The organism is Paraburkholderia aromaticivorans (genome assembly GCF_012689525.1).
Lineage (GTDB): Bacteria > Pseudomonadota > Gammaproteobacteria > Burkholderiales > Burkholderiaceae > Paraburkholderia > Paraburkholderia aromaticivorans_A.
In genome coordinates this window covers 2,405,813-2,428,752 of sequence record NZ_CP051514.1, presented here as the reverse complement: position 1 = coordinate 2,428,752, position 22,940 = coordinate 2,405,813, and the positions used below count along the sequence as shown (strand labels likewise).

At 59.1% G+C, this 22,940-nt stretch carries 20 protein-coding genes and 6 pseudogenes; 10 read left to right on the top strand and 16 right to left on the bottom strand.

Annotation, left to right across the window (positions count from 1 at the left end; translation table 11 throughout):
• Nucleotides 1-530 precede the first annotated feature (530 nt).
• Both HF916_RS50845 and HF916_RS50840 read left to right on the top strand, forming a co-directional pair.
• On the top strand, nucleotides 531-1,016 hold the full coding sequence (locus tag HF916_RS50845) for a HAMP domain-containing protein (RefSeq protein ID WP_240975248.1): 486 nt from the start codon (nucleotides 531-533) through the stop codon (nucleotides 1,014-1,016).
• A 146-nt stretch (nucleotides 1,017-1,162) separates the two neighbouring features.
• Entirely contained in the window at nucleotides 1,163-1,804 is a 642-nt protein-coding gene (locus HF916_RS50840) for a methyl-accepting chemotaxis protein (RefSeq protein ID WP_240975247.1), read from the top strand.
• 74 nt (nucleotides 1,805-1,878) lie between these two features.
• Here HF916_RS50840 and HF916_RS11450 read toward each other — a convergent pair whose 3' ends face one another.
• From HF916_RS11450 to tnpA, 5 genes and pseudogenes are all read right to left on the bottom strand, one after another.
• Nucleotides 1,879-2,148, bottom strand: coding sequence for a hypothetical protein (locus HF916_RS11450; RefSeq protein ID WP_168788891.1), 270 nt, complete (start codon nucleotides 2,146-2,148; stop codon nucleotides 1,879-1,881).
• A gap of 35 nt (nucleotides 2,149-2,183) precedes the next feature.
• Nucleotides 2,184-2,849 (bottom strand): GntR family transcriptional regulator, encoded by a 666-nt coding sequence (locus HF916_RS11445; RefSeq protein WP_240975246.1) that lies wholly within the window; start codon nucleotides 2,847-2,849, stop codon nucleotides 2,184-2,186.
• A 211-nt stretch (nucleotides 2,850-3,060) separates the two neighbouring features.
• Entirely contained in the window at nucleotides 3,061-3,210 is a 150-nt protein-coding gene (locus HF916_RS51710; protein ID WP_346777717.1) for a hypothetical protein, read from the bottom strand.
• 158 nt (nucleotides 3,211-3,368) lie between these two features.
• Nucleotides 3,369-4,751 (bottom strand): IS4 family transposase, encoded by a 1,383-nt coding sequence (locus HF916_RS11440; RefSeq protein ID WP_168788889.1) that lies wholly within the window; start codon nucleotides 4,749-4,751, stop codon nucleotides 3,369-3,371.
• 102 nt (nucleotides 4,752-4,853) lie between these two features.
• A pseudogene (gene tnpA, locus HF916_RS11435) lies at nucleotides 4,854-5,081 on the bottom strand (IS200/IS605 family transposase); the annotation flags it as partial.
• Between the two features lie 22 nt (nucleotides 5,082-5,103).
• On the opposite strand from tnpA, the pseudogene HF916_RS11430 reads away from it, so the two are divergent.
• A pseudogene (locus tag HF916_RS11430) lies at nucleotides 5,104-6,319 on the top strand (RNA-guided endonuclease InsQ/TnpB family protein).
• 157 nt (nucleotides 6,320-6,476) lie between these two features.
• Nucleotides 6,477-7,508: an IS110 family transposase gene (locus HF916_RS11425; RefSeq protein WP_168787386.1), complete on the top strand. Its 1,032-nt coding sequence runs from the start codon at nucleotides 6,477-6,479 to the stop codon at nucleotides 7,506-7,508.
• 256 nt (nucleotides 7,509-7,764) lie between these two features.
• On the opposite strand, the pseudogene HF916_RS11420 reads toward HF916_RS11425, so the two are convergent.
• Together HF916_RS11420 and HF916_RS11415 are read right to left on the bottom strand one after the other, a co-directional pair.
• Nucleotides 7,765-8,022, bottom strand: a pseudogene (locus tag HF916_RS11420) (thiamine pyrophosphate-binding protein); the annotation flags it as partial.
• Nucleotides 8,023-8,395: 373 nt separating this feature from the next.
• The gene (locus HF916_RS11415; protein ID WP_240975245.1) at nucleotides 8,396-8,572 is read right to left on the bottom strand and encodes an IS4/Tn5 family transposase DNA-binding protein; all 177 of its coding nucleotides are present in this window, start codon (nucleotides 8,570-8,572) and stop codon (nucleotides 8,396-8,398) included.
• A 106-nt stretch (nucleotides 8,573-8,678) separates the two neighbouring features.
• On the opposite strand from HF916_RS11415, the pseudogene HF916_RS11410 reads away from it, so the two are divergent.
• Nucleotides 8,679-9,916: pseudogene (locus tag HF916_RS11410) on the top strand (error-prone DNA polymerase); the annotation flags it as partial.
• Nucleotides 9,917-9,962: 46 nt separating this feature from the next.
• Nucleotides 9,963-10,559 (top strand): annotated as a pseudogene (locus tag HF916_RS50835) (SOS response-associated peptidase family protein); the annotation flags it as partial.
• Between the two features lie 15 nt (nucleotides 10,560-10,574).
• Here HF916_RS50835 and HF916_RS11405 read toward each other — a convergent pair.
• Nucleotides 10,575-10,877, bottom strand: a complete 303-nt coding sequence (locus HF916_RS11405; protein ID WP_168788888.1) for a type II toxin-antitoxin system RelE/ParE family toxin — start codon at nucleotides 10,875-10,877, stop codon at nucleotides 10,575-10,577.
• Nucleotides 10,865-11,149, bottom strand: a complete 285-nt coding sequence (locus HF916_RS11400; RefSeq protein ID WP_168788887.1) for a CopG family ribbon-helix-helix protein — start codon at nucleotides 11,147-11,149, stop codon at nucleotides 10,865-10,867. Before HF916_RS11400 ends, HF916_RS11405 begins: the two co-directional genes overlap by 13 nt.
• 590 nt (nucleotides 11,150-11,739) lie before the next feature.
• Between HF916_RS11400 and HF916_RS11395 the strand changes: the two genes are divergently transcribed.
• Complete coding sequence (locus tag HF916_RS11395; RefSeq protein WP_168788886.1) at nucleotides 11,740-13,122, top strand: hypothetical protein; 1,383 nt, start codon at nucleotides 11,740-11,742, stop codon at nucleotides 13,120-13,122.
• 238 nt (nucleotides 13,123-13,360) lie between these two features.
• Here HF916_RS11395 and HF916_RS11390 read toward each other — a convergent pair whose 3' ends face one another.
• From HF916_RS11390 to HF916_RS11375, 4 genes are all read right to left on the bottom strand, one after another.
• Nucleotides 13,361-14,575, bottom strand: a complete 1,215-nt coding sequence (locus tag HF916_RS11390; protein ID WP_168788885.1) for an RNA-guided endonuclease InsQ/TnpB family protein — start codon at nucleotides 14,573-14,575, stop codon at nucleotides 13,361-13,363.
• Between the two features lie 262 nt (nucleotides 14,576-14,837).
• Complete coding sequence (locus HF916_RS11385; protein WP_168788884.1) at nucleotides 14,838-15,236, bottom strand: PIN domain-containing protein; 399 nt, start codon at nucleotides 15,234-15,236, stop codon at nucleotides 14,838-14,840.
• A complete protein-coding gene (locus HF916_RS11380; RefSeq protein ID WP_168788883.1) occupies nucleotides 15,233-15,478 on the bottom strand; it encodes an AbrB/MazE/SpoVT family DNA-binding domain-containing protein in 246 nt (81 codons plus the stop codon). Before HF916_RS11380 ends, HF916_RS11385 begins: the two co-directional genes overlap by 4 nt.
• Before the next feature lie 104 nt (nucleotides 15,479-15,582).
• The gene (locus tag HF916_RS11375; protein ID WP_240975244.1) at nucleotides 15,583-16,038 is read right to left on the bottom strand and encodes a hypothetical protein; all 456 of its coding nucleotides are present in this window, start codon (nucleotides 16,036-16,038) and stop codon (nucleotides 15,583-15,585) included.
• Between the two features lie 444 nt (nucleotides 16,039-16,482).
• Here HF916_RS11375 and ligD point away from each other — a divergent pair.
• Both ligD and HF916_RS11365 read left to right on the top strand, forming a co-directional pair.
• Nucleotides 16,483-17,252: pseudogene (gene ligD / locus HF916_RS11370) on the top strand (non-homologous end-joining DNA ligase); the annotation flags it as partial.
• 108 nt (nucleotides 17,253-17,360) lie between these two features.
• On the top strand, nucleotides 17,361-17,720 hold the full coding sequence (locus tag HF916_RS11365; protein ID WP_168788882.1) for a hypothetical protein: 360 nt from the start codon (nucleotides 17,361-17,363) through the stop codon (nucleotides 17,718-17,720).
• Here the strand turns inward: HF916_RS11365 and HF916_RS11360 are convergent.
• Entirely contained in the window at nucleotides 17,695-18,252 is a 558-nt protein-coding gene (locus HF916_RS11360) for a phospholipase D-like domain-containing protein (RefSeq protein WP_168789111.1), read from the bottom strand. The genes HF916_RS11365 and HF916_RS11360 overlap by 26 nt on opposite strands.
• Before the next feature lie 388 nt (nucleotides 18,253-18,640).
• Here HF916_RS11360 and HF916_RS11355 point away from each other — a divergent pair, with 388 nt between their 5' ends.
• The gene (locus HF916_RS11355) at nucleotides 18,641-19,672 is read left to right on the top strand and encodes an IS110 family transposase (RefSeq protein ID WP_168787386.1); all 1,032 of its coding nucleotides are present in this window, start codon (nucleotides 18,641-18,643) and stop codon (nucleotides 19,670-19,672) included.
• A 408-nt stretch (nucleotides 19,673-20,080) separates the two neighbouring features.
• Here HF916_RS11355 and HF916_RS11350 read toward each other — a convergent pair whose 3' ends face one another.
• Both HF916_RS11350 and HF916_RS11345 read right to left on the bottom strand, forming a co-directional pair.
• Nucleotides 20,081-22,402, bottom strand: a complete 2,322-nt coding sequence (locus HF916_RS11350) for an AAA family ATPase (protein WP_168788881.1) — start codon at nucleotides 22,400-22,402, stop codon at nucleotides 20,081-20,083.
• Nucleotides 22,390-22,926 (bottom strand): hypothetical protein, encoded by a 537-nt coding sequence (locus HF916_RS11345; RefSeq protein ID WP_168788880.1) that lies wholly within the window; start codon nucleotides 22,924-22,926, stop codon nucleotides 22,390-22,392. Before HF916_RS11345 ends, HF916_RS11350 begins: the two co-directional genes overlap by 13 nt.
• Between the last annotated feature and the right edge of the window lie 14 nt (nucleotides 22,927-22,940).

Sequence of the window (22,940 nt, the reverse complement as noted above, 5' to 3'; positions counted from 1 at the left end):
CTCCCGGTTAAACAGAACTCCGGTTCGGGGAATCGACACAACCCGCTTCGAGACTGATGTTTCGATGGCTCATCTGTAGTCCTAGCATATATTTCCAAGCGCATACTGAAAGACCGCCGAATGCGCGGCGGCGCAATCCATACGAAGAATCTGAACCCCGCAAAAAAGCGCGAGCCTACCGTCGCGCCTTACGTCCATTCGCCGCTGGTGGAATCGCGCTGATATCCAGACCTCAGCCAATCCCTACAGTAAGAACACATGATCCTACCTCTGTGTGGCATCAAAATACGCGATCGGTTGTTTTCAGCTTTTCAATCGTCATCGTGCTCCTGTGCGCTTCCGCTGGCTTCGCGCACTACCAGGCCCACCAGATTCAGTCGCATCTGCTGGACATTAAAGACACCTGGATGGCTTCGGTCGAAACGATCAGCGATCTACGTCGAAATTTCGATGGTGCTCAGCGCGCTACATTGGGGGTGGTCCTGTCGGACAACTAGCAGTCCACAGATACCAACATCGCGATTCGGGCAATGGCGGCAGAGCGACTCAAAAAGGACATCGACACCTATGAGAGACTCCATCTTCCGTGTGAAGATCGTCAGTATTCTGAAAACGACAAGAAAACGATTGCTGCGTTTCTGGTGGTGTACGACGAACTCTACAATCTCGCGACGTCGGATATCCCGGACCTTGATGCCGAGCGGGTTCCGAGCAGCAACAAGAGCTTCGCACTGTTCAAAATAGCGGGGGAAGCACTCAGTGCTCAGAGCGACGCGATATTCACGAACGACGATGGCTCCGGCGTTATCCGCCTGCTGATGTTGACGTTCTCAGTGATGCTGATCGCAGTGCTCGTAGCAATATATATCTGCACTGCTGTCGCGACGTCGATCACTCATCCGCTGAATGTTGCCGCGAAGATTGCAGAGGCTGTTGCGGCGGGAGATTTGACCTCGCAGGTCACCGCATACACTCACACTGAGCTTGACCTGCTGATGCGCGCGCTTCGCAACTGAACAGGAATCTCATCGATATCGTCAGGCAGGTACGCGCCGGAAGTGAAGCTGTTCTCACGGGCGCTGCCGAAATCGCCGCCGGCGATGAGAACCTGAGTCAGCGTACCGAGGAACAGGCAGCATCGCTCGAACAGACGGTAGCCAGCATGGCTCAAATGACGGCGATGGTACAGAACAATGCAACGAACGCACAGCAGGGCCTTAAACTCGCGCAAAACACGTCCGATCTCGCAAACAGCGGCGGTCAGGTCATGGGACAGGTCGTCCAGACGATGTCCGGCATTGCGGGGCAGTCTAAGAAAGTCGCCAACATCATCATGACGATCGAGGGCATCGCGTTTCAGACCAATATTCTCGCCCTGAACGCAGCGGTTGAGGCCGCTCGAGCAGGCAACGAGGGACGTGGCTTTGCCGTTGTTGCACAAGAAGTCCGGACGTTAGCTCAGCGCTCTGCTTTAGCCGCCAAAGAGATCAGGGAGCTGGTGAGTCACTCGGTGGAACGCATTGATGAAGGATCCCATCTGGTGAACGATGCGGGGTCGAAAATCAACGATGTGGTGCGCGAATTCGCCCACGTTTCCGCCCTGATGGACGAGACCACCAGCGCTTCCAACGACGGCCACCAAGCCATCATCGAGAACAACAAGGCTATCGCCGAAATCGATCAGGTGGCGCAACACAACGCGGCCCTCGTCGAGGAAGCGGCGGCAGCTGCGCGTGGTGTTCACTCGGAAGTCGAACGCCTGCAGACGTTGGTCGAAAACTTCAAGATCCCACGCTGCATATGATCTAGCGCGTCCCAGGACGGCTGCTTAACGTGACCCCGGAAAACGCCGCTTCTCAAGCGGCGCTAATGAGATGGTCAGCCTGACCAAACGGCCCGATCGCCGTCCGCTGATCGGACCGTTTCCTCGTGGGCTATCTGCGAGGCGGCGTCGCGATCGTCCATGCGCTTCACGGCCGTCAATGCCCGAACAGCGAACACTGCTCGCTTCACAGTCTGCGCGATACACTGGTGGCCGAACGCAGGGTTACCACCAATCGGCTTCCCGGCTTTCTGCTCGAATGCGGTGTAAGCCTGAGCGCCCGCACCAGCATCCGCCTGCCTGCGCGGATCGACGATGCCGCCCATGAAACAGCTCTGGCTGCAGGCGAACCACGTAACGCTTAGAGCCCGCGCCCGGCAAGCACGGCCAGTATCGACTGATTTATTTTTTCTCGCTCGAGTTCGTAGACTCGCATGACTTTTTCACGCTCGCGAGTGCGAATTGCAGTCATGAGCCGGTGTTCGAGGTGCGCCTTCGGACGTTCGCCCGGCCGATGCGCTTCGGTCGCTAGTGCGCGGTACCGGTCGGTCAGTCGAATCAAGCGCAGGGCCTCGCGGCGTATAATCTTGTCGGGTGAAAGATCAAAGAGCAGCCCGTAGAATGCGTAGTATTCATCGAGCCATTCGGCGCGCTGATGGCTTGCCAGGTACTCGTCGAGCTTGGCAAGCATTCCATTGAGCTCGGCCATTTGAGTTCGATCGGGCCACTCTATGGATTGAAACAAATCGCGCTCTACCAAATAGCGGTAGCGGTAGAGCTGCGCCGCCTCATCCGACGATAGCGGCCCCACAAAAAAACCCCGGTTTGGATCATGCACGATCACGCCCCACGCTGCGAGCAGATTCAATGCCTCGCGTATAGGCACCCGACTGACGCCGAAGCGGTCCGCCAGTTCCGATTGGCGCATTTGTTGCCCTGGCGACAAGACGCCTCTGTTGATCAGCTTGCGCACCTCATCAGCAATCTGCGCCGGAAGATCGATATCAATGAGTTCGATTTTGCCCACGTGTGTAGTCATATAGTTCGCCGTGTCCGACGCAGCTCGTCGGTTTCGTCAGTTCGAATTTCGACCATATTGTATGCGATTCGCGAACCCATCCCCAAAAGCGGCGCATGTGTCGAATCCGCGAGGTACTAGACACAAAAAGCCCGCGGGACTACCCGGTCCGCAGGCTCTCACCATTCACCTAAAATCGGCGAAGCCATCGTGGGCACAGCTAGGACCTGGAATTCCAAAGACCCATCTGGGGCGATAGAAAGCCGGAATAGTGAAGATCGCGATAGATCGAAGAGGCAACGCAGGCCGACCCGGTATCGTCACCGAGCGCGAGAGGTGCGCGGCGGTGCGGACATTGCTCTTCGAGCAAGCCGACCTCACTGTCGCTATTGCGAAATGCGACGAAGTCTTCGCTGAGCAAGCCTCACGCGAACGGCATCGATTTGCGAGACCGCTTCAGCGAGCGACTGCGGCGCGGCGTCGCCCCCCCTGCAAACCTCAGGTTTACCCACATTTTTACTGAGCTTGCTATCCGCTTTGCCTGAAGAGCTGATACATCTTCGTAATTTCGTGCAGGACGAGAAATCCACGCCATATGACGGTCGGTCCTGGCGGCCGGTCATGCTTGCGATTCAGGTAGCCGCCGCGCATGCCTATCCAAACGATGGTTTGCTGCAGCGTTGGGACCTGCGCTGGCAGTTGCGTCGTTCGGTGGGTATGGCAATACAGCGCCTGCCATTCAACGGGTTGCAGCAGTACTTCGCAGCACAGCTCCGTATCAGTTCGCGCAAGCAGTGTTGCATACAGGATGTGCCACGCGATGACGGCAAACAGAGCAGTCGCTCTCACAAACCGGTCGAGCGTGCCGAACTGGCGCGCCTCGATTCGGCAGCCGCTTTTGAGCACACGGTGCCACGTCTCAATGGTCCAGCGCCGCGCGTACCAGGCCAGCCGTTCGAGAGCCTCTTCAAGCGAGGTCGTGGGTACCGAACTCAGCAGCATCCATTCAAGCGGTTCAACGCCGTGCGGTGGATTATCCTCAATAGCATGAATCGCAAAGACGTCCACCTCAGGCAGGCTGCGGCGGCTCGCGCGCGCTCTTGGAGAATGCAGCCGCACGCTCGCACAACGCAACGTCAGCCGCGCTGTGCGCTGAGGAACTTTGCCTCGGGTTGGCATCCGCAGCTCAGTGTGGCCACGGGGCGTGGTGGCCAGAACAGCTTCCCAAAGGTAGCCTTGCGGATGACGCGCTACACGGTTGTGTACTGCGCGGATCAACCAATCCACCCCGGCGGGGCGTTCGGCAGAAAACAGTTCGTACAGGTCGCTCTCGCGGTCTCCAACACAGACAAACCGCGTCTTTGCACAACGTAACCTGAGTGCCGCGAGATGGTCGATCCCTTCAAGCCATTTGATGCTTTCTTTCTGTTCGATGGGGCGCGTAACTGCGGGAGCCCTCTTGCCGAACACCTCTTCGGGGCGCACCCAGGTCTTCATGCCAAGCACGCCTGGCGGCAAGCCCTCAGGCGTGACTGCCAGCAGACTGTGCAACATGAAGCCCTGCTCATTGTTGCCGGTGCCGCGACCCAGACCTTCCGTCGCGTGCAGATGCGACAGGTTGAACTCCGTTGTGTCCTGAACCGCCAGCACGATCGGCACCTGTCTCATGCGATCGAGCGTTTGCGCAATGTGGGGCGCGAGGATGCCGTTCGTGTCGACCTGCGTATTATCGAAGAAACGGTAGGCAGCCTTCAGTTCGGCAGGCTTGAGCGATTGTGGAAACGAACCTTGCGGACTGCACGCGAGTCGGCGAGCCAGCGCAACGAGACGCTGCGCCAGGCGCGCATCACCAAGATTCGCCTCGCCAAATTCGCCACTTGCCCAGTCATCTGTCTCGTTCTCGTCGACCAATCCCGACTACCGTTGCGAACAGAATGGGACAAAGTTAACATCGACACCGACTGTTTACAAAGCGGCCATTCATCACTTCGCTCACGAAGATGTGGGGAATCCTGAGACCTTGGGCGGGTCGTTCACCAGAAGCTGCACATGGTCGTCCTCTCCGTCGAACTCCGCTAGCTCGGCTTCGAAGTCGGCGCACACACTCGCAAACACGACGCGCATGTCGTCCAGTATCCCTTTCGTGAAGACGCCGCGCTGGCACTTGTTCACGAAGACCAAATGGACGTGCATTAAGAAAACGCAGTGGCGTCCGTGTCGAAGGTCATTGTTAGCAGCCAGGTACCAAAATATACTTCTGGCTATGGAACGACTTCAAGCCTTCCGATTCGAACTCATGCCGACCGGCGAACAGGCGCGCAAGATGCGCCAGTTCGCAGGCGCGTGCCGGTTCGTCTATAACAAGGCGCTGGCGTTCCAGAGGGAAAACCACGAGGCGGGCGGAAAGTTCATCGGCAAGTTTGCGATGAAGAAGTGCTTCACGGAATGGCGTAACAGCGCGGAAACCCCGTGGCTTGCGGAATCTCCGCGTCATCCGGTAGACGAGGCGATTCTCGACCTCGATCGCGCGTTTCAAAACTTCTTCGCCAAGCGCGCGGACTTTCCGAAGTTCAAGCGCAAGGGGAAGTCGGCTGACAGCTTCCGCTATCCCGACCCCAAACAAATCAGGCTGGACCGCGAGAACGGCCGCATATCGCTGCCGAAGCCCGGCTTCATCCGCTATCGCAACAGCCGCATGGTGCTCGGCGACGTGCGCAGTGTCACGGTATCGAGCAGGTGCGCAAAGTGGCATGTCTCGATCCTGACGCGCCGCGAGGTAGAGCAGCCGGTTCCGCAGGGGTCTGCCGTTGGCGTCGATGTCGGTATCGCCCGCTTTGCAACCCTGAGTGACGGCACGTTCATCGCGCCGCTCGCAAGTTTCAAAAAGCACGAACAGCGGCTCGCAAAGTATCAGCGGCGCATGGCCCGAAAGGTCAAAAGCTCCTCGAACTGGAAAAAGGCGAAGGCCCGCGTGAACCGCATCCACGCGCGTATCGCGAACGCCCGCTACGACTTCCTGCACAAGGCATCAAACACGATCAGCAAAAACCACGCAATGATCGCCGTCGAAGACTTGCAGGTGCGCAACGTGTCCAGGTCAGCAAAGGGCAGCGCAGAAGCGCCGGGATGCAATGTCCGCGCCAAGTCGGGCCTCAACAAGGCGATTCTGGACCAGGGCTGGTTCGAGTTTCGTCGCCAGTTGGAGTACAAAACGGCGTGGCGCGGCGGATTCTTTGTCGCCGTCCCTGCTGCCAACACGAGCCGCACGTGCCCGTCATGCGGGCATATTTCAGCCGGGAACCGCAAGACGCAAGCCCTGTTCGCGTGCGTTCGCTGCGCACACGAAGCAAACGCCGATCACGTCGGCGCGATCAATGTTTTAGAGCGCGGACAGCGCTTGTTAGCCTGTGGAGACGGTGCAGTCGGGCCGCTCGAAGAAGCAGGAACCCGCCGAAGTGACTCAGGCCATCGCGGCCTGAGCGCTGTAGAATCCCCGCCGTTCACGGCGGGGAGATGGTATGAACACCTCCCTCCCCTCGGGGAAGTGCCAGGGCCGAAAGGGGCTCTCGCTTGACCGATGGCATCGATGTGCCAAAGTGAAAGTTCCACGAGTCACTTGAGGTAAGGAGAGCCCAAATGAATGCTACGACATATGGTCTGGATATCGCAAAGGCCGTGTTTCAAATGTACTGGGTAGATGGACAAAGTGGCGAGATCTGTAGTCGAAAATTCCGTCGTGAACAGCTGATCCGGTTTCTCGCAACCCGGGCACCAGGAAAGGTGGCGCTGGAGGCATGCGGAGGGGCGCACTGGTGGGCGCGAAAAATCCAGAGTCTCGGACATCAGGTGGTGTTGTTGCATGCGAAATACGTGCGTCCGTTCGTCAAAACCAACAAGACGGATGCGGCAGACGCCCAGGCGATCTGGACGGCGGCCCAGCAACCCGGGATGCGAACTGTGGCGATCAAGAGCGTAGACCAGCAAGCCATCCTGAGCCTGCACCGCATCCGGTCGGGCCTGGTGGCGACACGAACCCGCGAAACCAATCAGATTCGCGGGTTGCTTGCGGAATATGGACTGTACTTCCGATATGGCCGCAAGGCGCTCATGAATGAGCTCAAGGCACGTATGGCCGAGATAGAAGAGGTCGTGCCGCAGCTTGTCTGGCGGGCGTTGTTGCGTCAGCTCGAACAGCTCCAGCAGGTCGAGCAGGGGATTGACGAAGCCGAGCGGGAAAATCTGCAGTGGCTGAAATCCAGTCCCCAGGCAAAAACGCTCGATGACATAGCCGGCGTGGGTCCATTGACAGCCACAGCCACTGTTGCGGTCATGGGCTCGCCAAAGGCATTTCGCTCCGGACGCGCATTTGCGGCGAGTATCGGCCTGGTACCCCGTCAGAGTGGGACTGGGGGCAACGTCAGACTCGGCGGCATCAGCAAAAGGGGTGACCCCTATCTGAGACAGCTATTGATCCATGGCGCGCGAATGGTCGTGACCCATTCCAAACAACGTCCCCAGTGGGTAGAAGCGTTGCTGAAACGGCGTCCGGTCAATGTGGTGGTGGTCGCGTTGGCCAACAAGATGGCACGAACGGCGTGGGCGTTGCTCGCGCATAACCGGTCTTATGAGCGGGAATTTGTGAGCGAGCGACCAGCCGTCGCGGTATAGATTGAAACGATGAGTCTTTGAACACAGGAGTTGCGCAGAGCAAGGGTAACGTGTGATGGCAAACCAGGTCGGACCGTGGAAACGCAAACCTGATGACGTCCATGGGCGTGAAGCCCGCCGTGGGAGATGAGGTCGTTTCCAGCAGATTCCATCAAGGCCAGCGGGCACCGTCTCGCAATGAAGGTCGGATATAAGACTGCAACCGCTTCTGCTAGCCAAAACATCAACCCCCTGCCTTGCGGAACGGGAGGTGTTCATATAAGGATGTCAAGGTAGTGGCGAGCAGTGCGACATCGGTTACCAGAAAGTTGTGCTTGACGATCGGCCGGGTGATGCCGATCGTGTCGCATTCCTGGAAAGCGTCTTTGCCAATTGCGTCCGTGGGCACGTTACCCGAAATGACGACCAGCGGGATCGAATCGAAATACGCAGTCGCGATGCCAGTCACCGCATTGGTCACGCCAGGTCCGGACGTGACAAGTGCGACCCCTACTTTGCCCGTCGCACGCGAATAGGTTCTCAAGTTCCATATCCACGCCTGCAGAAAGGTCGCGCCCCCTCTGTGCCGGATGCTGTCAAACCCACCTTCAGGTTGCCGTTTGACTGATCCCGAGGCGTTGTCGAGTCCTCGGTTTTGACATCATTGCAATTATCGACACTTCTTCGATGATTCACTTTCGTTCGCCTCCTTACTGCACACCTGACGGGATTCATCCCGCCTTTTCCACAGACGCTCACCACACCCGCTCTTACCGAGTGCAGCTCTGGGTGGTTTGGTATCACCGCCTGATCGGCGACACCGAGGGGCCGGCCCTCATCACGGATACAGCATGTACAGCGACTTACTGTCGCTTTCCTTCTTGGCACACCGACATCTAGCTTGAAATTTACCGGTAGGCTGCCTTCAGTTCGGCTAGCTTGAGCGATTGTGGAAACGAACCTTGCGGACTGCACGCGAGTCGGCGAGCTAGCGCAACAAGACGCTGCGCCAGGCGTGCATCACCCAGATTCGCCTCGCCGAATTCGGCACTTGCCCAGTCATCCGTCTCGTTCTCGTCGACCAATCGCGACTACCGGTGCGAACAGAATGGGCCAAAGTTGACATCGACGACGACTGTTTACAGGCGACCATTCATCACTTCGCTCACGAAGATGTGGGAATCCTGAGATCTGCAACGTCGGCAGGGATTCGAACCGGTGACCTACCCGAGCGACGCACTCAGAACGGCCTTGGGACGAACGCTGGGTGTGCCGATCTTCCAGGAGCAGGTGATGCAGGTGGCTATCCTCGCCGCCGGATTCACTGCCGGCGAAGCAGATCAGCTACGGCGGGCCATGGCCGCATGGAAGCGCAAAGGCGGTCTTGAGAAATACTACGACCGCATCGTGCTCGGCATGCAGGAGCGTGGCTACGATCTGTCGTTCGCAGAGGCCATCTTCAGCAGATCAAGGGCTTCGGCGAATATGGCTTTCCGGAAAGCCACGCGGCCAGTTTCGCACTGCTCGTCTACGCCAGCAGCTGGCTCAAATGTCACGAGCCCGAGGCGTTCCTGGCGGCGATGCTCAACAGCCAGTCAATGGGTTTTTATTCGCCCTCGCAACTGGTGCAGGACGCGACGCGGCACGATGTCAAGGTATTGCCCCTCGATGTGACCATCAACGGATGGGATTCAGCACTTGAACGGAGCACCGGTGCGCCGCGACCCGCCGTCCGTCTGGGGCTATCACTGCTTCGCGGCATGAAGGATGGTGCCGCGGAAAGGATCGAGAACGCCCGGGCCGTGCGGCAGTTCGATAGCGTCAATGATCTCGCACGTCGGGCACAACTCGACAGGAAAGATCTGCAGGTACGGGAGGATGCCAACGCGCTGGTGTCACTCGCGGGGAACCGCCGGCAAGCACTCTGGCACTCTGTCGCAGCCGTACCCGACAGGGACATGCTTGCGAAAGCGGCTATCCAGGACGAAACGCCCGAGCTTGGCGCGCCGACTGAAGCACACGACATCGTCGCCGACGACCGTTCGGTCGGGCTAACGCTTGGCCGACACCCGCTGGAACTGCTCAGGCCTCAGTTAAACTCGAACCGGCTGATGCCGGCGTCGACATTGCGCACCTATCGCGATGAGCGACTTGCCCGAGGCTGCGGACTGGTGACGGTCCGTCAGCGTCCTGGAACGGCCAAGGGCGTCATATTTGTGACGCTGGAAGATGAGACTGGCAACGTCAACGTCATCATCTGGCCGGGTCCGCTTGAGAAGCAGCGAAAGGAGGCACTCGGGGCCTCACTGCTTGCCGTTTATGAAACATGGCCGTGTCAGGGAGAGGTCCGGCATCTCGTGGCACAACGGCTTGTGGATATGTCACACCTTCTGGGCGGTCTGATCACGGCAAGCAGGGACTTTTGCTAATCAGACAAAAGAACTGCGTATCATCGGAACACAAAACGGAGGATGCATGTGCTACTCGGCCCAGATTCAAGCTGACTACCGGAAATTCGTGCGTACCTTCGGCGCCATCATCGACATAGGCGAATTCGCGCGGCTATTTTTCGCGTGCTGAAGGTATTAGCAAGGCGAAGGTGCCAAGGCGAGGATGCGTTTGCCGAACCGCAGACTGAGGCAGAGGGAAAAATAAAAGCCGCCATCGAACGGTTCAATGCAGTTCAGAGCGCGAAGCTTGAGCAGGATCTGTTCAGGCAACGTAAGCGGCTGGCCGACGCGGATTGCGCGCTTCAAACTAAGGTCACGAAGGCCGCCACAGAAAATCAGCGAATCGCAACCGACAGGATTGCCCGGAGTCTCGGCAAGCTTGAGGACATGCAGCGAACCGTGCCCAAGCCACGCGACTCGCGCATTTTTCCGGGTTACTACGCGCCTGTGATGGTCATGGAAGATGGGCAGCGCGTTGTCAGGCCAATGCGATATCAGTGCCGCATTGCTGGCAAGCCTGCGAGCTATGATGTGAAGTACCCTGGCACCTTACAACGCTCGTCGAGACAACCTCACGGGCTTCTGGAAGCCGTGCTTCGGATATACGCAGGCGCGGTTGATCCAGCGCCGGAGCTCCTCAGTCGCCAGTACGCCGATACCGCAACTCCCTTTGGCTGCGAACAGCGGCCACCAATACGACGTCCAGCTCGGCCACGAACCGATACAGCGCCAGATAGCCATAGGCTCCATTCGAAATGACCAGCTCGCGCATCGTGTCACTAACAGGTCGCCCGATCTGCGGACTTGACTGCAGGATGTCTAGCGCCCGAACGATATCGTCAATGTGTTTCGCGGCGGCTTCGGGGGTGCGTTGAAACAGAAAGTCGAAGATCCGGTCAAAATCGTCGCGGACTTCAGGCGCAAGAACTACTCGCGCCATTTCTTGACCTTCGGTGCTTCCGGATCGCGCCCTGCGGCCCGCTGTCCCAAGTAGTCGCGCATGTCACCCCACTCAATGCCGAGGCCGCTTTCCAGCATACTTGCCAGGCGATCGTTACCTTCGCCAAGGAATTTACGGCGCAGCTCTTCGTTGGCAACCCTCTCGGCGATCGCTTCCAGCATGAAGCTGTGGGCGGTCGTTCCCGATTGTTCAGTCAGTCTCGAAATGCGATCGCGCAGATCCTGCGGCAGGCGAAGTGTGGTGGTAGACATTGGAAACCTCATAATGTGTCACATCTGTGCTACATCATACACGCTGACGCTCGTCAGCGCGCACGCCCGTTTGAATCCGCGCAGACAGGTCGAGCTGGATAATTTCTCCGACGCCGCTTATCGAGTTTGCAGACTTGACGTTAAAGTCGAGCCTATTCGACACTTTAAATTTGCTTCGGTCTCGTGCCACCCGCGCCCCGGGAAAAGAGTCCAGGATCCGGACACGGAGGGAGGGAGCGACGACACATGTCGCACGACCGCCGGAAACCGGCATCCTTCGAACTCTTTACCTTCCGTTGTCGGCCTGATCCGCCCCCGTTTCCGCAGCAGCCGGCGGATCGAACTTCGATCGCCTGTCCGATATCCGGACGTTTCGCGTCATCGGCGGAACGCGAGATTACGTGATGCTTCACAGGCTAAACCTGAACGGAATGCGAGCGGAATATGCGAACGCTGACCAACTGCCGCGCTGGGGAGTCCCGCCCGGGCGTACATGTGCCCTCCATTGAACTGCTGACGCATCAGACGCCAACATCGCCTCGTCTATAATCAGGAAGTCAGAACACAATGATTGCAGGGAGCCCTACTTTATGAGTCAAGCCCGCGGACGATATGCGGGTTCTCGGGACAGCGGCCAGCGCCAACCTCGCCACGGAAAAAAATCTCCGTCCAACCGGCAGGGACAACCGGACGTAAAGGCACCTCCTCGAGAGTCCGCCCAGACTGCCTCGATTTTCAAAACACGATCGTTTCAGTTCCTGGTCGATGCGGTAGGCGCAGAGAATATCGCGTTAGGACTTGAGTCGAACATGACGCGCGTGGCTGAACTGATGAAGGGCGAGAAATTCACGCCGGAAACCGCTTTTCATATGGAAACGACGCTTGGGCTGCCGCATGGCTTTTTCGACCAGCCCAATCCTGCGCTCGCGGCCGAAACGATCGCCCGCCTGAGGTCGCCGCTCGACTTCGTCCGAACAGACGAATCAGAAGTAGTGTCTGAAACGCCTGAACCAGCTCGCGCCGTGAACGGCGACCAACAACCATTTCTTAAAGATAGTCTGTTCGAGGAAGCGCAAATGCCCAAGAAAGCAACTGGCGGGTCACCCAGGGCCGTCAGGAATAGTCGAAGCGAGATGGCCGAACCGCCCAAGCCCCATGCGCTGCGGAAAGGTTCGTCTGCGAAAGACAGAACATCGCATGAAACGACGCAGCAGCAACCGCTGGCACTAGATGACAGCGCCGTGGTGGAAAACATTCGACGCGCTAACCTCCATGTCCTCACGGGTCGCAACGGATCGAAAGCAAGACTCGGTGTAGTCATGGCGATGAGCGGTTCCAATATGGCCCATCGGCTATATGGCAAGAAGCGTCTGGACAGTGTCGAAGCAAACCGTTTTACGCAGCGACTTGGTTTGCCAACGGGCTGGCTGGATACGCCGCGATCCGAAGCCGAGATCCCCGAGTCGGTGTCGCGTTTGCTTGCGCCGGCTTCGCGCGGGCGTGCATCCGTTGAACGACACGAGTCGCCCGAGGCTGCAACGAACGATGAGGTCTCAGGCAAAACTGCCGATGCGAAGGCGAAAATGCGGCGCACCCACGCGCGCGTCCCCGCCGATGCGGAAAGCTCCTCACCGCTTTCGGCGGATGTCGCGGTCGAGAAAGAGACGATCGGCGTCAGCCCGAACGATCATGTAAGTGATGCCCGCGACCAGCCGGCCGGTCGCTCAACTGAAGAAAGTGATGGCGACGTTCCGGCAGCCACACCGGCCGCCCTGCCGTCGCTCCCAGCCGCAGCAGCACCGCAGCGAAGCGCGGTGTTGCTCCCCTTCCCGTCCGTGACCAGCCTGGACAACCTTCGCGGTATCGAACCGATCGCGGAAGCATTGCTCAAGACGCTGGCAGGCAAAGCACGCACCGGTCGACTGGACGAATTCAAGGCTCTGGAACTTTTGCAACAGGCGGTCCTGTTGTGAGTCGGCGGTAGCGTGGCACGCCTTTGCCATGACGCATGAAGCGCATCGAGGTAGCCTGGGTACGGTGCCGAAGAATCACCCTGTTCATGACCGGCGGGTCGACGATTCACCGCGGATCCCGTCCTTGATCCACCACCTCGCGAGGCTTCTTGTGACGTATAGCCGCAAGAGGTCAGCTTCGCGGAGATATGCGGCATTGACATCCTCCCCGCCCTAAAGAGGACGGGGATCTACAACCCTAGGCCGCGATGGCGCTAGTAGTCTCGGCGGGTTCCTGCTTCGACGGGCGGCCTGACTGCGCCATCCCTCCACATGCAATAACGGCATGTCCTGCCGCTAGAATGTTGAGCGCGCCCACGTGATCGGCGTTGTTCTCGTATCTGCATGACACGCAGGCGAACAGCGCTTGCGTCTTGCGGTTTTCCTTCGAGGCATGCCCGCAACACGGACAGGTGCGGCTCGTGTTCTTCGGATCAACCGCGACGAGATATCCGCCGTGCCATGCCGTTTTGTACTCCAGCTGGCGGCGGAACTCACCCCAGCCCTGATCGAGAATCGACTTGTTAAGACCGGACTTCGCGCGCACATTGCGCCCTGGTGCGTTTGCCGTACCCTTTGCTGACTTGCTCATGTTGCTGATCTTCAGGTCTTCGAGCGCAACCATTGCGTGGTTTTTGCTGATCGTGCTCGAAGCCTTGTGCAGAAAATCATTGCGTGCGTCTGCGATACGCGCGTGACTCTTCTGGATGCGGGCCTTCGACTTTTTCCAGTTGCTGCTGCCTTTGACCTTGCGGGCCATCCGGCGTTGATACTTTGCCAGGCGCTGTTCGTGCCGGCGGAAGCTGGCGAGCGGCGCGATGAAACTGCCATCGCTCAGGGTTGCGAACCGGGCCACGCCCACGTCGATACCGACGGCGGGGCCATGCGGAACCGGCTGCTCTACGTCACGCTTCGTCAGGATCGACACGCACCACTTACCCGCGCGCAGAGACACGGTTGCCGAGCGGACTTCGCCGGGCACCATGCGACTGTTGCGGTAGCGGATATAGCCGGGCTTCGGAAGCGAAATACGGCCGGTTTCGCGGTCCAGCCTGATCTGATTCCTGTCGGGGTACGTGAACCCGTCGCTCACGCCCTTGCGCTTGAAACGCGGAAAGTCGGCGCGCTTCCCGAAGAAGTTTACATATGCGCGCTCAATGGCCTTCAGGGCGCACTGCTGCGTGTGGACTGGCGCATCTTTGAGCCACGGCGTTTCCGTGCCATTGCGCCATTCCGTGAGCCGCTTCGCCATCGGCACATAACCGATGAACTTCGCGCCTGCGGCGTGATTCTCTTTCTGAACTGCCAGCGCCTTGTTATAGACGAACCGGCACGCGCCTGCGAACTGGCGCATCTTGCGCGCCTGCCCGCCGGTCGGCATGAGTTCGAATTTGAAGGCCTGAAGGCGTTCCATGGCGAGCAATCCTCTACCGGATTCCCCTGGTTTACCAGGGGAAAAGTGCCATGCTGTTTACGGGCTACAGAAGGACGCCGTTGGCGCAACCACACCAGACCGTGCGATAGCCAAATGCTTTAACAGCGCGGGAATCCAATCCATAGCAGAGGTCTTCCATTTAGTTCGGGGCCGCCCGCTCCCTGTTCGCGCCGCTTATAAAGCAAGTAGCGGGAGCGCGCGGATACAGCAAGCTTTTCCGTGTTATCGGCTTCCGCCGTCGTTACTTGATCAACACCATTCCGACGACCTTAGAGGCGGTCACGTCGAAGGTCGCGGTGTACGCGCACTGCGCGACGTGCCCTGACCGCTCGATCAGGCAGTCCGCGAAATCCGCCTTGTCTGACGCCGCGAAAACGCGAAGTGCCTTTCGCACCGTGTCCGCACCTTCGATAACCAGTTCCTTCGTGCCAAGCATGGATTCGATGATGTCCTTCATCTGGCCTCGCTCGACGCCGTAACTGCGCCCAAGCACCCACACGACCTCGACTAGCGCGACCTGCGAAACGTAGCCCGGCCGCTCAGCCGAAAAGGACTCCATGAGCGTTGTGGCCTTCTTCGACTGCGCCGCATCATCCTGCGCGAAGTAGCGGACCAACACGTTTGTATCCAGTCCGATCATCGCGCGGATGCCCCCTGTTCGGCGATGGCGCGGTTCATGTCCTCAATCGAAACCGGTTTGGCAGGCTTCTTCACGATGCCCTTAAGCGACGCGAGCGAGCGAGTGACCGGATAGACTTCGTACCGGCCGGTTTCCTCGTTGAAACTGAATTCGATCCGGTCGCCGGATTCCAGGCCAAGCTGGTTGCGCACGTCCACCGGGATCGTGACCTGGCCTTTAGATGTGATGGTTGCTGCTGTCATGATGACCCCTCAATTATTCCTTACTTTAAGGTAAGGCGAGTCAAAATGCAAGTGCGATGCGAACACGCGCCACACGATTCGTCACTCTCAAATCACCCCGCTTACTATGGACGAAAGACGAGCCGGATCGCCTTGGATGAGGTTCTAAAGGCAGACAGGCTCGAAACTCCAAGCAGTTCCTGAATCAGTTTCAGCGAGCGACCGTCTCGATGCAGCCGCACGGCAAACGTGCGCCGTGCGGCCGATGCGTTACCGCCTTCGATCCCGGCTTGCTGATGAAGTCGCCGGGCGATCTCCGTCAGCGTTTCGCACGAGTAGCTAATCACGCCGCTGCCCGTCACGCGTCGCGTAAAGGCGAATGGCTCTCCGTCGCTCGCCCTGAATAACGACCCGTGAGGATCCAACCCGCGATACGCCGCTGGAGTGGTCGTAACGCCCTGCCGCGCGACGAGCCGGTACGACAGGTAGTCGTTAATTGCCTGGCAGATCTTGGAGCTTGCCCATATCAACGGGCGAGCCTTGCCGTTAAACGCGATTTCGGCGCGAAACGGTTGATTCAACCCGCACCGCGCCGTTCGCTTCCAGGTAGTCCGAGATAAGGAGTTTGGCGGCCTCATTCGGCATGGGACCTGTGCCATATAACAGCAGCAGAAGCGCAACATCGCGAACCGGCGTTTACCCCGTGACGGCTGCGACTTTCAACGCATGGCACATCTGATGAAGCTCAACGACCGGAGGCATTGCCATCGTGTAATCCCGAAGTTCTCGTGCTGCATTTTCGGGTATTACGAGGAAGTTTGCCTACACAGAAGGGTAAGCGCCACTGACAGCCTTGAACAACCTCACTTCCTCGGGAAACCGGCCGGCGGGCCGCCGCAGTCCCAAATTGCTATCCCGCCGGTACGGTAGGTGCTGCGTTACGTGAATAATCTCGCTGGAGGCCGCCCATGCAACCTGTAAATTTCGCTGGGATGACCGAGCGCGACGCCAGGCTGGCCGAAGCGATTCACGAGCGACCGCTGTCGCTTGTACGCGCGCCAGATGGCATCGGTGGCGAGCAGTTTTTCCAGAAGCATTCTGAGCGCTTCGGGATAGCCGGCGTCACCGAGTTGCCCGTCGCGTTGCATCCTGGCCACGCGCCGCTGATGGTCGCGAACAGTGCAAAGGCGCTCGTCGGGCTGGCCCAGATGGGCGTGCTTGAGCTGCACACCTGGAATGCCGTTGCACCGGACCTCGTCGCCCTGACCGTGTGATTTTCGATCTGGACCCGGACACCGCGCTGCCATGGACAACGATGTTTGAGGCCGCAATGCTGCTTAAGGTCGTGCTCGATGAACCGAGGCTTGCGTCCTTTCCAAAAACCAGCGGCGGCAAAGGCCTGCATCGTGTCGTACCGCTCACACGCAGGCACGGGTGGTCCGAAGTGAAGGCCTTCTCGAAAGCCGTCGCGCAGCACATGGCGAGTGTCGTCCCGAGTCGGTTCTCCGCCGTCTCCGGCCCGAAGAATCGGGCGGGGAAGATCTTTGTCGACTACCTACGCAACTCGAAAGGCGCCAGTACTGTCGCGGCATTTTCTGTTCGCGCCCGGCCCGGCATGGGCGTTTCGATGCCGATCTCGTGGGAAGAACTGAAAACCGTAAAGCGGGGCGACCAGTGGACCATGCAGACTGCCCTTGCCCGACAGCGCCGGCTTGGCGGCGACGCATGGGAAGGTTACTGGCGGGTGCGCCAGAACATCACGGCGGCGATGTGCCGCGCAGTGCGCGTGCGGTAGCCAGGCAGTGGATAAAATGAACGGAAAGTATGCAGAAAGAACGCCACGGTCGTTGGGGAACTGGCGGCCGGGCTCAGCAAGGGACATCGCGTCGCTGTCCGGGCGAATGTGAGCGAAATTTTGGCCTTCGCGGACGGTGCAGAGCAGTTAAAGCGCGGTGAACGCGCGTGGCGCCCCACATCCCTGGTACTATTCGAAAGCTGGAAAGACATGCAAGATTATGCGAGAACCTTTTCCAGCCGCGACCTGCTGCCGATCGTCAACATCATCGACACGCAGGGGACCGCCTACCTGCGCGCATTGCTCTCTCGCATCGAGCCCGATGAGTCGAAGGCCTCCTATGTGATCTCGACGGTGCATGGTGCAAACGGCCTCGAGTGGGATCGCGTACGTATTTGCGGCGACTTCCGCTTCCGCCCCATGACGTCCCCGCGTGCGCCGCTCACCCGCGCATCCAACGAACCGTAATCGGCGTGACCCCTGGGCGTCCCGCTTTCCCGTTTAGCGTCGCCCCAAAAGAAAAGGAAAAGGCCCACAACTCTCCGCATACGCGGGAAGCTGTGGGCCTTTTACATGTAGCGCCGATTACTGCACCGGCGTTGCCTCGTTCCAGAGGTTTTTCCAGTCGCGTGTAAAGCGGGTCGCCATCCGCGGGGCATTGCGAAATACGCAGGCATTCTCTGCGTGCTTGTTGGACGCCGCCGCAGGCGGTGTAATTTAGCGAGCCGGTCTCAACGGCCGTGCCGTTAAGAATCAGGTATTTCGAGTGGAGCATCGCAAGCGTGTTGTCGAAGCGAAACGGAATCCCGGCTGCGATCAAATCATGAACCTTCGAATACTGTTTTTCGTTCTCGGTGGTATCGGCGACCACAGCAACCGTCACGCCGCGCTTCTTCGCGGCAATCAGGGCTTGTGTGATCGGGCGCGAGGTGAACTCGTAGGCAAGCGACCAGGATTGTCGCTTTGGCGCCGCCGACGGCGTCGATTGCGCCCGTGACAGTTTCTAGCGAAGTTCCTTCCGGCGAAAAGCCGCAGTCCCAGGTCATACCAGGTTCCGAGACCTCTTCGGCAGAGGCGGCGAGAGACGCGACGGCGAGACCGGCCGCGAACGACAGGGCGAGGCTCGCTGCGATAAGGGGCATTTTGAGCAAGTGCGCGACAACCCTCCCACTTCAGGGGGAGGAAGGATAGCGCGGACGGCGCAGCCGTGACTCAGGCCATCGCGGCCTGAGCGCTGTAGAATCCCCGCCGTTCACGGCGGGGAGATGGTATGAACACCTCCCTCCCCTCGGGGAAGTGCCAGGGCCGAAAGGGGCTCTCGCTTGACCGATGGCATCGATGTGCCAAAGTGAAAGTTCCACGAGTCACTTGAGGTAAGGAGAGCCCAAATGAATGCTACGACATATGGTCTGGATATCGCAAAGGCCGTGTTTCAAATGTACTGGGTAGATGGACAAAGTGGCGAGATCTGTAGTCGAAAATTCCGTCGTGAACAGCTGATCCGGTTTCTCGCAACCCGGGCACCAGGAAAGGTGGCGCTGGAGGCATGCGGAGGGGCGCACTGGTGGGCGCGAAAAATCCAGAGTCTCGGACATCAGGTGGTGTTGTTGCATGCGAAATACGTGCGTCCGTTCGTCAAAACCAACAAGACGGATGCGGCAGACGCCCAGGCGATCTGGACGGCGGCCCAGCAACCCGGGATGCGAACTGTGGCGATCAAGAGCGTAGACCAGCAAGCCATCCTGAGCCTGCACCGCATCCGGTCGGGCCTGGTGGCGACACGAACCCGCGAAACCAATCAGATTCGCGGGTTGCTTGCGGAATATGGACTGTACTTCCGATATGGCCGCAAGGCGCTCATGAATGAGCTCAAGGCACGTATGGCCGAGATAGAAGAGGTCGTGCCGCAGCTTGTCTGGCGGGCGTTGTTGCGTCAGCTCGAACAGCTCCAGCAGGTCGAGCAGGGGATTGACGAAGCCGAGCGGGAAAATCTGCAGTGGCTGAAATCCAGTCCCCAGGCAAAAACGCTCGATGACATAGCCGGCGTGGGTCCATTGACAGCCACAGCCACTGTTGCGGTCATGGGCTCGCCAAAGGCATTTCGCTCCGGACGCGCATTTGCGGCGAGTATCGGCCTGGTACCCCGTCAGAGTGGGACTGGGGGCAACGTCAGACTCGGCGGCATCAGCAAAAGGGGTGACCCCTATCTGAGACAGCTATTGATCCATGGCGCGCGAATGGTCGTGACCCATTCCAAACAACGTCCCCAGTGGGTAGAAGCGTTGCTGAAACGGCGTCCGGTCAATGTGGTGGTGGTCGCGTTGGCCAACAAGATGGCACGAACGGCGTGGGCGTTGCTCGCGCATAACCGGTCTTATGAGCGGGAATTTGTGAGCGAGCGACCAGCCGTCGCGGTATAGATTGAAACGATGAGTCTTTGAACACAGGAGTTGCGCAGAGCAAGGGTAACGTGTGATGGCAAACCAGGTCGGACCGTGGAAACGCAAACCTGATGACGTCCATGGGCGTGAAGCCCGCCGTGGGAGATGAGGTCGTTTCCAGCAGATTCCATCAAGGCCAGCGGGCACCGTCTCGCAATGAAGGTCGGATATAAGACTGCAACCGCTTCTGCTAGCCAAAACATCAACCCCCTGCCTTGCGGAACGGGAGGTGTTCATATAAGGATGTCAAAATGGACATAATTTCCTTCAGAGTAAAGGGGATTGGGGCGCTTCTAGCGGGAAAGCCCCGTCTCCCGGTTAGGGAAAGACGGGGCGGTTGAACAGCGGGAGTCGATGCCGTCCGTGTGGGGTACGGACGGCATGGGGCTATAGCGCTAGTGCAGCGACGTCGATTACTGCGTCGGCCTCTTCCAGCAATTCAGGCGTGTGCGTGATGAAGAACTCACGCCCATACCCGCCTCGCTTGAGCACCTCACGCTTCATGCGAACGAACTGACGTTTCTTCTCGGGGTCGAGAGGACCGTCCGCTTCGTCCGTAAAAAGCGTTCCGTACGGCTGACCGGCGATATGCGCGATGTACAGCGCAATACCACGCGTCATGCACTCATTGATCCAGACCTTCTGACCACCAGACATGACTCCGACCACTTTGGTGTTGTCGCTGTCAGCGTCGTGAACGAGGATTTCGAATCCCTCGCGCAGTTCGCCGTTTGCCAGTGCCCGCTGAGTCCGGATTTCAACGGTGAATCGCATGCCATAGCACGCCAGCAGCAGGTCGTTCACCTCCTGCGTCAGCGCCGGGCCTGCGTCATCTATCGTGAGAGCGATCACACCATCGTTGCCAAGCCCCTTCGAGAGCAGCTTCCACTTCGCGATTTCGTCCGATAGCTGACTTGCACTCGCCTGCGTTGCGTCGCAGCCAACCAGTTCGGTCTTCATCGCTTGAGCTTCAGCCTCTCGCGTAGCTTGCGAGCGGATCAGTGCTTCAATCTGCCCATCGGTACGCGCCGTCTCGTCGCGGTTTGTCTGTAGCTGAAGATCCAGACCTGCGATCTCTCCGGCCAAATCGACAGCACCCAGGCGTGCGACCTCCGCGTTGACCTGCTCAAGCTGCGCGTTGAATTGCGCTGCCTGCGCAAGAAACCGGTTGACGATCTCGACCACCTCTTTGTCGAGCAGGGCGAGGTCAGCCTGGCACGAAGCCAACCCTTCCTTAGCCTGGTCAATAAGAGGGGCACGCGCCGCCAGCTCCGTCGCCTGTTGAAGATCCCGACGCGCCTGAACCAGGCCGGCGTTCACCGCTTCAAGTTCCGCGCGCGCGGTCTGAAGTTTGGCAAGCTCGGGCGCGAGAACCTTTGCCTGCGTTTCCTTCTCGTCATACACGGTGCGGAGTTTCTTGATCTCCACGAGCTGCAAGTCGTACCTGGCGTTTGCGTCACCAGCCTGCCTGTACAACGGGCAGGAACGATGCACGTCCATCTGGCTGCACGGAACCGCCTTGAAGTCGTCGGCCTGCTGCTTGAAGGAGCTCAAAACTTCCCTCTTCGACCGGCCTTGCTCCACCAGGCTTTTGACCTCAGCTTCGAGGGTCTTCAGCGTGAGCGGCGTTTGTTCGAGCGCCTTGATCTGCGTTTGCAGTTCCTGGGCTCGGGCCTCGCCGCGACTGATCCGAAGCTGCGCATCTTCACGCCGGGCAGTAGCGCCCTTGATGAGCGCTTCCTGTGCAAGCGTCGCGGTGAAAGCCTTGACCCCTTTCGCTATGGCGGCACGACGCTGGTCGATCCGCCCGGTGGCTGCCTTCTCTTCGTTGGCGTTCGCAGTGATCAAACCTGTGACTTCGGTCCGACGCTGAGTCAACTCACGAACCCGGGCTTCGACGGCCTTGCTTTCCGCCTGCTTCACAGCGAGCGTCGAGCGTTGCTGGCCGAGGGTGGCGGCTTGGGAAGCCAGCGTTTCACGCGCCCTGCGGGCAACGTTGAGCGCTTCACCATCCTGGTCAATTGCCTTTGTCGTTTGACTCAGGCGATCGCGCTTCGATGCGAACAGCAGAACCTCCTGCTGCGCGGCATCGAGACTGCGTTGAAGGCTTTTCGCGACGTCGCCAGCCCGGACGGCCAGCGCCTGCAGCTGGTCCACCTTGAGCAGTTCAGCCAGCAACGACTTGATCTCGCCTGTGCCATATGACGCGAGCGGCCGGCGGTTCTGCGCCGAGAAGACGCTGGTGAAAAACTGTTCGAGAGAACCGCACACGGCTTTGAGACAGCGGTCGTAGTTCTCCGCTTTCCCATCCGACGTGCGTCCGTCTGGCAGCGTGACAGGGCTCCAAGGCCCATCCGCATCCTGCACGGTCAGGTAGTAGTCGGCCTTGCCACTTTTCCCTGTCTTGCGGAACGAGAACGTTGAGCGGTAACGCTGCCCGGCGTGCTCCCAATCCAGTACCTTTTCCGCCTTGACGCCGTAGATGTGGTCCCAGTATGAGAACGAGTCAACCGATAGCTTCGACGCTTGGGAAGGCATGATGCGATACGGATGCATGTTGTCCATGATCGTCGTTTTGCCTGACCCGTTAGGGCCTGACAGGGCGATGAGCCCCTCGGGCAACGACTGGAAATCAATCGTGATCGACTCACGCTTCATCCCGTCGCGCACACCGATGAAACCGGTCAGGGTGATAGTTAGAGGACGCATGATGGGTCTCCGTCAAACGGCACATTGTCGAAAACCGGAACCCACGAATCGTCAGGGTAGCTGTCGAGTTCAGGGACAGGGTTCTCGGCGGTCGTCGCGGCTTGCGGCTCGTCCTCCCTGAGCGTGCCCGCGATCACCTGTTCGACCAGGCTGACCGTCCAACGGAACTTGCGGCTCGCCTCGATCAGCAGGGTGTCCCAGGAATCGACATTGGTCTGCGTCATGATCTTGAGCTCACGCACCGACCATTGCTCCGCATTGCCGGTGTTGAAGGCCCAGAGCAGATTTTGCAGGACCACGTCCGGCACCACGACAATTTCCGGCGCCGTGCCGATCAAGTCGGCCATGACCAGGAAACCGTGATGCCTTGCGATGACTGCGCCGCGCTGCGGACCAAAGGGCTCGGTCAGCGTTCCAGCCTCCATGCCGGCGAATGTCGTCAGGCGCTCCTGAATGACCAGAGCATCCTCCGACGAAGTCAGCTGGCGGCACCAGTTGGCGCCAGCGGGATAGATTCCAAACATGTTGCACTCCAGGA